This is a genomic window from Microcoleus sp. Pol12B4 (assembly GCF_036701385.1).
Lineage (GTDB): Bacteria > Cyanobacteriota > Cyanobacteriia > Cyanobacteriales > Microcoleaceae > Microcoleus.
The window spans coordinates 1-7,822 of record NZ_JAUBQR010000273.1; the positions used below are offsets into that span (position 1 = coordinate 1).

Sequence of the window (7,822 nt, forward strand, 5' to 3'; positions counted from 1 at the left end):
TGGCCAATTCAAACAGGCCTCCGAACAGCCATCCTCCGCGACAATATACCAACAGTCAACCGCGTAGTTTTAGTACCCGACGAAGCCACATTCTTAGGCGCAATCCAAAAATGGAATCTCAAAGGAAAGTGGCCTATTCTCATCGAAGACAAAAAATATACGCCCATGTTTGTGCAACGCTTTCAACCCGAAGAAATAGTGCGTTTGCCAAGCATCAAACCACAACTGCCAAAAAATCAAAAACTCCAACAATTAATGCTCAACAGCGCCGCAGCAGCCTGGAATGCCACCGATACTCAAACCTTAAAAGCCCAATGGAAGCAACTCGGCTGGGAGCCCCCAGGAGTAGTAATCACATCAGAAAACGACCCCGCACGCTCAGCAGCAGTTGCCTTAGCAGCAGCTCACGGCCAGCCTTTAGTATTTCTAGAAGGCAACTTCGGAAAACCAAACGATACCCTCAATAACACACAGTGGAAAACTCTGCAAACAGCAATTAAAAAAGCTGTCGAATCAACCGGATATTTTTACTCTCAACTCGCCGACCCGATCGACACAATCACTATTGTACGCCAACTAGCAGTCAAATATCAATCCCCTCAAAAACCCGACGAACAACTAGCCGTTACCGACGGTTTGGGACGGCACCCCAACGGCGAACGCTGGGCGGCTGTCGGCTGGATTTACGGCTCTGAGGTACGCTCGATCTATCAAGCCATGTGTGCCATATTTCTCGATACCGAAACCGCCATGCTTTATGACAGTTACCCCAAGGAAGGAAATTGGGCGAAATATGAAATGGAGGCCGCAGCTAGCGGACTAAAAACCATAGGTTTGAATGTCGAAGTAGTGCAGAAACCAGAATCGAGCCTCGAAAAGTGGCGGAGTTTAGCCTCAAAACCGTGGACATTTGACTTAATATTAATGAATTCCAAAGGCTATCCCAAATCATTCCAAGTCGGCAACGGCGACGCTTCAGTTGAGGACATACCAAAACTCCAATTTCCCGCAGCCATCCACATGATCCACAGTTGGTCAGCAGCCGCCCCAGATGACAACAACACGGTTGCCGGAAGGTGGCTAGAAAATGGTGCTTACGCATATATTGGCAGCGTCAACGAACCTTTTTTATCTGCCTTTATTCCACCTAAATTAATGGTCGATCGCCTGAAGCGAGGCTCACCCCTTCTAATCGCAGCACGCCAGCTAGAATCCCCACCCTGGAAAGTCGCCACCATAGGCGATCCGCTAATGTCGATCGCCAAACCCAGACCAAGAATCCCGCCCACTAAACAACCGATGTGATATGATGCGCGATCGAGGGATTTAAAATTGAAGATTTGAGATTTGTAGTTTGATATTTGTGATTGTAAGGTAAAACCTCAAATCGCCAATTCTTTAATTTGAAAGTTGTTTTGCAGTGAGTTATATGATATGACCCGTTCACTGATGCGATCGCCCTAACCACCCACAGGGTAAATATAGTTAATTAGCATTATCGCCAGAGTAGATCTAAGTTTTAATGTAACTGAGCATACAATCAAGCCAAATCCGCCGCTCCTCAGAATCAGTCATTCCACCCCAGCGGTCAGCTCAAAAAATTTACCCTAAAATACGCCTTAATTAAGTTGTCAATTCCCCTAAAATCACTCAAAATGAAAATAAGAAATAAATTGTAATATTTATATAACTTCTCACCGAAGAATTAACCGCTAAATGAGAGCCATCCCTCCTGTGGATCTGCCGCCACCCGGGCCAACTGCAGCAACTCCCCAAGCCTCCCGACTAAGCCCGCTATTCAACCGCCTGCACCCCAGCCCAGAAACCCTCCTGCTCATCCTCTCCCTAGTCATCGGGGGAGTTACGGGTGCAGGCGTCGTCACATTTCACTACCTCATCCACTTCATCCACAGCCTGATGCTGGAAGACTTCATGGGGGCGATCGCGTCGAAAGGCTCTTGGACGCTAGCCTGCATTCCCACCCTGGGCGGAGTCATCATCGGGCTGATGCGGTGGCGATTTCGGGACTTTGGCCCGAATATGTCTTCCTTAATTGCAGCCACCCGCGGCCTGCAAGAACTCTCCCCCCTCAAACCCATCACCAAAATGGTGGCAGCCTCAGTTTCCCTCGGCACCGGCGCCTCCTTGGGTCCGGAAGCCCCCAGCGTCGAAATCGGCGCTAATTTTGGAATGCTGCTGGCTCAAGTCTTGCAACTTTCCCCAGAAAGGCAGCGCTTGCTCCTCGGCGCCGGAGCAGCAGCAGGTTTATCAGCCGGATTTAACTCTCCCATCGCCGGAGTGTTCTTTGCTTTAGAAGTCGTGCTCGGCAGCACCTTCGCCACTTCGTCAGTCAGCGTTGTCTTGCTCTCGGCCGTAGTTTCGGCGCTCATCGCTCAAATCTGCTTGGGAGCTCAGCCGGCCTTTGCTTTGCCGGTTTACGATGTCCGCAGCCCCTTAGAACTACCTCTGTACATGGGATTGGGACTTTTGGCGAGCGGAGTCTCCCTAGGCTACACAGAAGCAATTCAATTGGCAGATCGCTGTTTTCAAGGAAAAATCCGAGGATTTACTTGGCTCGGACGACTGCCCCGGCCGCTTCACCCGATCATCGGCGGGGCCTGCGTCGGCTTAGTCGCCCTGCAATTTCCTCAAATTTTGGGTGTAGGCTACGAAACAGTCCAAGCAATGCTCCAAGATGTTAAATTTTCCTTGCCTTTGCTGCTGCTGCTGCTGTTTGTCAAACTGGCGATGACCGCAATCAGCCTCGGCAGCGGTTTAGTGGGCGGCATCTTCGCTCCGGCGATGTTTTTGGGAGCTTCCCTGGGTTCGGCTTACGGCCTGTTTTTGGAAATGCTACCGGCAATGAGCGATCGAGTCGCCGGTCCTCCCGCCTACGCAATGGTGGGAATGGCCGCCGTACTCGCCGGCAGCGCCAGAGCACCGCTGACAGCCATCCTATTGATGTTTGAATTAACCCGCGATTACCGGATTGTCTTACCTTTGATGGCAGCAGTCGGATTGAGCGTTTGGCTGGTGGAGTGGGTAAACCGCCGATCGACAGCCCACAGCCTCAACCTTCAGCAAATGGGCGTAGACGTGGCTCTCAATACACCGATCAAAGCCAGAGAACAGTTGCAAGATTGGGAAGACGCTCTGGGCGATCGCATCGTCACAGAACTGATTTCTTGCCAACTTCCCACCGACGGCGAACACAGTATCGATCGACGAGAACCCACCGACGCTCCAGTGCTAGCCCTAGCAAATCGACATTCCTCGGAAAAAGTCAACCCCAATAAAGAATAAAAAACAGCGTGACCGCAGCAACAGCCAAAGAACGGGAGAATTGAGAATTCTTCCCTCTGCGTTCTCCGCGCCCTTTGCGGTTAATTCCTCTTCCTTCAGATTTCCGCTAAAATAACCAAATATTATTAACAATAGGCAGAGAGGGGCTTCGGTGGCAGGAAACGAGGCAACTGCAAAAAACACAAGTCAAAAAATACCCGGAAAAACCCCCTTGGGTTCCACTCATTACAGCTTGTTAGGGCTGCATCCTTCAGCCTCAGTAATTGAAATTCGGCGATCGTACCGGGAACTGAGCAAACTCTACCATCCCGATACCACCGAGCTGCCGCCCGCAGTCGCCACCGCCAAATTTCAGCAGCTCAACAACGCCTACGCCACCCTCAGCAACCCAGAACGTCGGCTCGCCTACGACCTCAAAATAGGCTATTCTCGCCTGAACGTGATTGGGCCGCCCCCAGGCTTCGATGCTCCGGTTTCGGGCTCCGGCAAAAAAACTTCTAACTCCGCTTACCTAGATCCCACGGATCGACCTCTTTCTCCTGGAGAAATGTTTGCCCTGTTGATCATGGGAGCTAGCTTAATCGGATGTTTGGTACTGGCGATCGCGATCGGCTTAATTCGCGGCCATTAAAGCCTCAAATCCGCAATCTCCAATCCTCAATCGGAAATCCCCAATCTAAAATCTAAAATCTAAAATCCCATGACTCTTCCTTCCGCTGACACTCCTTTGTACAACCACCCACTCCCGGAAATCGAGCAGTGGCTAAAAAGCCGCGGCTGCCAGCAAGATCGGCGAGAACTCCACTGCTGGCAGATCGAGGAACTTACATGGAAAGCAGAACTCTCCCTCGATATTGACCAACTTACCGTCCGCTACATCGATGCTGGAGCCGACGGCCAAGACATTCAGCGAGCATTCAAATACTCCCTCTCACGTCAGGACATTGAAGCGGCCGTTTTCTCCGGCCCCTAATTTGATTTTAGATTGCCGATTTTAGATTTTAGATTGAGAAATACATTTCAGAATCTACCTAATTGGAAAGTGAAAAATTAATCTAAAATCCAAAATCTAAAATCCAAAATAGTTAGACTTTGCCAAATCGGCGGTTGCGTTGCTGATAAGTAGACAAAGCGCGGTGAAACTCCGATCGATCAAAATCCGGCCACAGCGTCTCAGTGATGTAAATTTCCGAATAAGCCATTTGCCATAGTAGAAAATTGCTCAACCGCATTTCCCCGCTTGTCCGGATCAGCAAATCCGGGTCACAAACATCAGCAGTATACAAATAGCGTTTAAATAAAACCTCATCAATCTCCTCCGGCTGCAACTTGCCCTCTTTCACCTGAGTGGCGATCGCCCGACAAGCTTGTACAATCTCCTGACGCCCCCCGTAATTCGTCGCCACCGTAAACAAAATCCCCTGATTGTGCTGAGTGGCCGTCACAGAACGCTCGATTTCCGCCTGCAAAGACTTCGGCAAAGCCTGCAAATTCCCCATAAATTGAATTTGCACGTCCTCGTCCACCATCTCTCGCAATTCTTGCCGCAACTTACCCTCAAACAAACTCATTAAAAAATCCACCTCTCCGGCCGGCCGCCCCCAATTCTCCGTCGAAAAAGCATAGGCCGTTAAAGCTGGAATCCCCCAATCTTTGCAGCAGCGCAGCAGTTCCTTCAGAGTGCTAGCTCCTCGGCGGTGTCCCGCAATCCGCGGCAACCCCCTCTTCTTAGCCCAGCGCCCGTTCCCGTCCATAATCACTGCTATGTGCTTAGGCAGTAGTTCCTGTTGCAGATCCTCCGGCAACTTTTCCAAGCAAATTCCTTGACTCATGGTTTCTCCCGATTACCCGACTAACGGCGCAGTATCCGTTTTAATAGCGTCACTCCCTTCAATCCTATCTGGCGTCCGAGATTGCCGATCGGAATTGGAGCCACAACTCTTTCTCCCTCCGACGGAAACAGCTTTGCTTCCAGCAATTCCTTAAGTTTGCTGCTAGTCAAAGGTCGATTTAACATTCCCATCTGCGCTAAAGAAATAGAACCTGTTTCCTCGGACACCACCACGCATACGCAAGCTTGCACCCGTTCCGTAATCCCCATCGCCGCCCGGTGGCGGGTTCCCAACTGCCGCGACGCGCTGCGATCGGACAAAGGCAAAATTACCCCCGCCGACACGATCCGCGAACCTCGAATCAAAACAGCTCCGTCGTGCAGCAAAGTTTGCGGCTGAAAGATTGTCTGCAACAATTCTTTAGAAACTTCAGCATTTAACTTTAGTCCCGGAACTGAAAAATCTCGATCGTCGATCGGAGAATCTGTTTCTATAATTAGTAAAGCGCCCGTGCGGTTTTGCGAAAGTTCTTTTACTGCGTCCACAATTTCATCTATTACGCTGTCCGGTTCGGGATTTGGTCGGCGATCGCGCCCAAACAATTGCCGAAATTCCCCCCGACCCAATTGTTCCAGAAATCGACGAAACTCCGACTGCAATATTACCGCCATTGCCACAGCCGAACCAGTCACCAAGCTATTGAGCGCAACGTGCAACAGCCTTAATCCAGCCCAGTTGCTCACCGCCGCCGCCAACATCAAAATGATAAATCCCCGTACCATCCACAGCGTTCTGCGCTCGCCAACAATGACGAGCACCAAATACGCAAGGGCAAAAACCAGTCCAATATCGATCGCTTGAATCAATAAGGACTGAACCAGGGCCAAGTCAAAGCCAGATTGTTGATTGTTCATGGTTCATCGAACGCTACCGCCTGTGAACCGCGAACCGTGATGCACTCGAACCCATGAACCATGAACAGTTGTTATAAGGAATATGCTGAAAATCCCCGTGTTTTTAGACCGGGAAGTGTCAATCCAATCGTGTGACTGAACAAGGCAAAAGTTAAAAGTGAAAAGGCAATCATCACTAAGTAAACATGGATTGTCTTTCTTTTAACTTTTAACTTTTAACTTCTAAGTTTTTACTTTGGAGATCCGAGTCGTTCAGGAAGGCGGTCAAGCCTCAGCAAATCCTGGTAAGTTTCCCGCTGTATAATCGTGTTAACTTCCCCATTTCTCACTAAAACCGCGGCCGGTCGGGGTACTCGGTTGTAGTTAGAAGCCATACTGTAATTGTATGCCCCTGTGGCCGTAACCGTGAGGATATCTCCGGCATGACACTCTGGCAATTTGGCATCTTTAATCAGAACATCACCTGACTCGCAGTGTTTCCCAGCGATTGTCACTGTTTCCGTTAAGGGAGCAGACATTTTACCGGCTGCGAGGACTCGATAAACTGATTGATAGGTAATAGGACGCGGATTGTCGGACATCCCTCCATCTACAGCTAGATACGTCCGCATTCCCGGAATGACTTTTTGAGAGCCAACAGTATAAGCAGTGACGCAGGCTGTACCGACGAGCGATCGACCCGGTTCGCAAAGCAATTTCGGTAATTTCTTCAATTGCTTCCGCTCGCAAGCTGCTACCACTGCGGTGCAAACTGTCCGAGCCCAATCTTCTATGCTGGGAGGATCGTCCGCTTCAGTATAGCGAATGCCCAACCCGCCGCCAATATTAATTTCTGTGGCTGGCAAACCATAACTATGTGCTTTAGTCAAGGCCTCAACTATGACTTCGGCTAAATCGTCATGGGGTTGCAGTTCAAAAATTTGAGAGCCGATGTGAGCGTGCACTCCGACGCAAAATAACGACGGCTGTTGGCTGATGAAAGTAAATACTCGATCGAGCGAGTTGGGATCGAAGCCAAATTTACTGTCGATTTGACCCGTCTGAATGTACTCGTGGGTGTGACACTCAATTCCAGGAGTAAACCGCACCATAATTCGTGTCGGCCCACCTGTGAGGCTGCTGACACCCAATTCTCCCAATTCTGCTAGAGTCTCTAAATCCCGCCAATTGTCGGCTACGGTAATGCAGCCGCTTTCGACAGCTAGCTGCAGTTCCTCGCGGGACTTGTTGTTACCGTGGAAGTAGATTTTGTCTGGGCTGACGCCGGCTTGCAGTGCAGTGTAGATTTCCCCGGCGGATACGACATCTATGCCTAAACCTTCCGAAGCTGCGATCGCGCAAACTGCCAAACAACTCCAAGCTTTAGAAGCATAGAGCACTTGAGATTCGCCCGAATAGTAACGCTTAAAAGCATCCCGGTACTGGGTACAAGCCGCCCGCAGCGTTTCTTCGTCTAAAATATACAACGGCGAGCCAAATTGCTCCACCAAAGCTGTCACCTCGCAGCCTCCGATTTCCAACCGATCGCTGCTGTTAACACTGGCTGTCAGCGGTAACAGTTCTTGATTGGGCGATCGATTTTGCAGGGCTTGTTGAGACTCAGACAGATACTTAAGTCCCGATTCGACCCCTAAAGATTGAGTTGATACCATCGCGCAATAACTATCCTAGGTTATTAGTCAGCAGTCATTAATCAGCAGTCAGCAGTCGGCAGTCATTAATCAGCAGTCATTGGTCGTTGGCAGTAGACTAATGTCTGGAGACTTGTGAGTC

The 7,822-nt window shown here is 50.0% G+C and carries 7 protein-coding genes; 4 read left to right on the forward strand and 3 right to left on the reverse strand.

The window, feature by feature from the left end; all coding sequences use genetic code 11:
* The 4 genes from QUA38_RS25830 to QUA38_RS25845 all read left to right on the forward strand — a co-directional run.
* On the forward strand, positions 1–1,305 hold a 1,305-nt coding region (locus QUA38_RS25830; RefSeq protein WP_333166961.1), incomplete at its 5' end, for a hypothetical protein.
* A 411-nt stretch (positions 1,306–1,716) separates the two neighbouring features.
* Positions 1,717–3,303, forward strand: coding sequence for a chloride channel protein (locus tag QUA38_RS25835; protein WP_333166963.1), 1,587 nt, complete (start codon positions 1,717–1,719; stop codon positions 3,301–3,303).
* A gap of 211 nt (positions 3,304–3,514) precedes the next feature.
* Positions 3,515–3,934 carry a J domain-containing protein gene (locus tag QUA38_RS25840; RefSeq protein WP_445305106.1) on the forward strand — a complete coding sequence of 140 codons (420 nt, stop codon included), beginning with the start codon at positions 3,515–3,517 and terminating at the stop codon, positions 3,932–3,934.
* Positions 3,935–4,003: 69 nt separating this feature from the next.
* Positions 4,004–4,276 (forward strand): DUF3143 domain-containing protein, encoded by a 273-nt coding sequence (locus QUA38_RS25845; protein ID WP_333166967.1) that lies wholly within the window; start codon positions 4,004–4,006, stop codon positions 4,274–4,276.
* 112 nt (positions 4,277–4,388) lie between these two features.
* Here the strand turns inward: QUA38_RS25845 and QUA38_RS25850 are convergent, their stop codons facing one another.
* The 3 genes from QUA38_RS25850 to lysA form a co-directional block, all read right to left on the reverse strand.
* Positions 4,389–5,135, reverse strand: coding sequence for an isoprenyl transferase (locus tag QUA38_RS25850; protein ID WP_333098652.1), 747 nt, complete (start codon positions 5,133–5,135; stop codon positions 4,389–4,391).
* A gap of 20 nt (positions 5,136–5,155) precedes the next feature.
* Complete coding sequence (gene cdaA, locus QUA38_RS25855; RefSeq protein ID WP_333166969.1) at positions 5,156–6,049, reverse strand: diadenylate cyclase CdaA; 894 nt, start codon at positions 6,047–6,049, stop codon at positions 5,156–5,158.
* 230 nt (positions 6,050–6,279) lie between these two features.
* Positions 6,280–7,701 (reverse strand): diaminopimelate decarboxylase, encoded by a 1,422-nt coding sequence (lysA, locus tag QUA38_RS25860; protein ID WP_333166971.1) that lies wholly within the window; start codon positions 7,699–7,701, stop codon positions 6,280–6,282.
* Positions 7,702–7,822 lie beyond the last annotated feature (121 nt).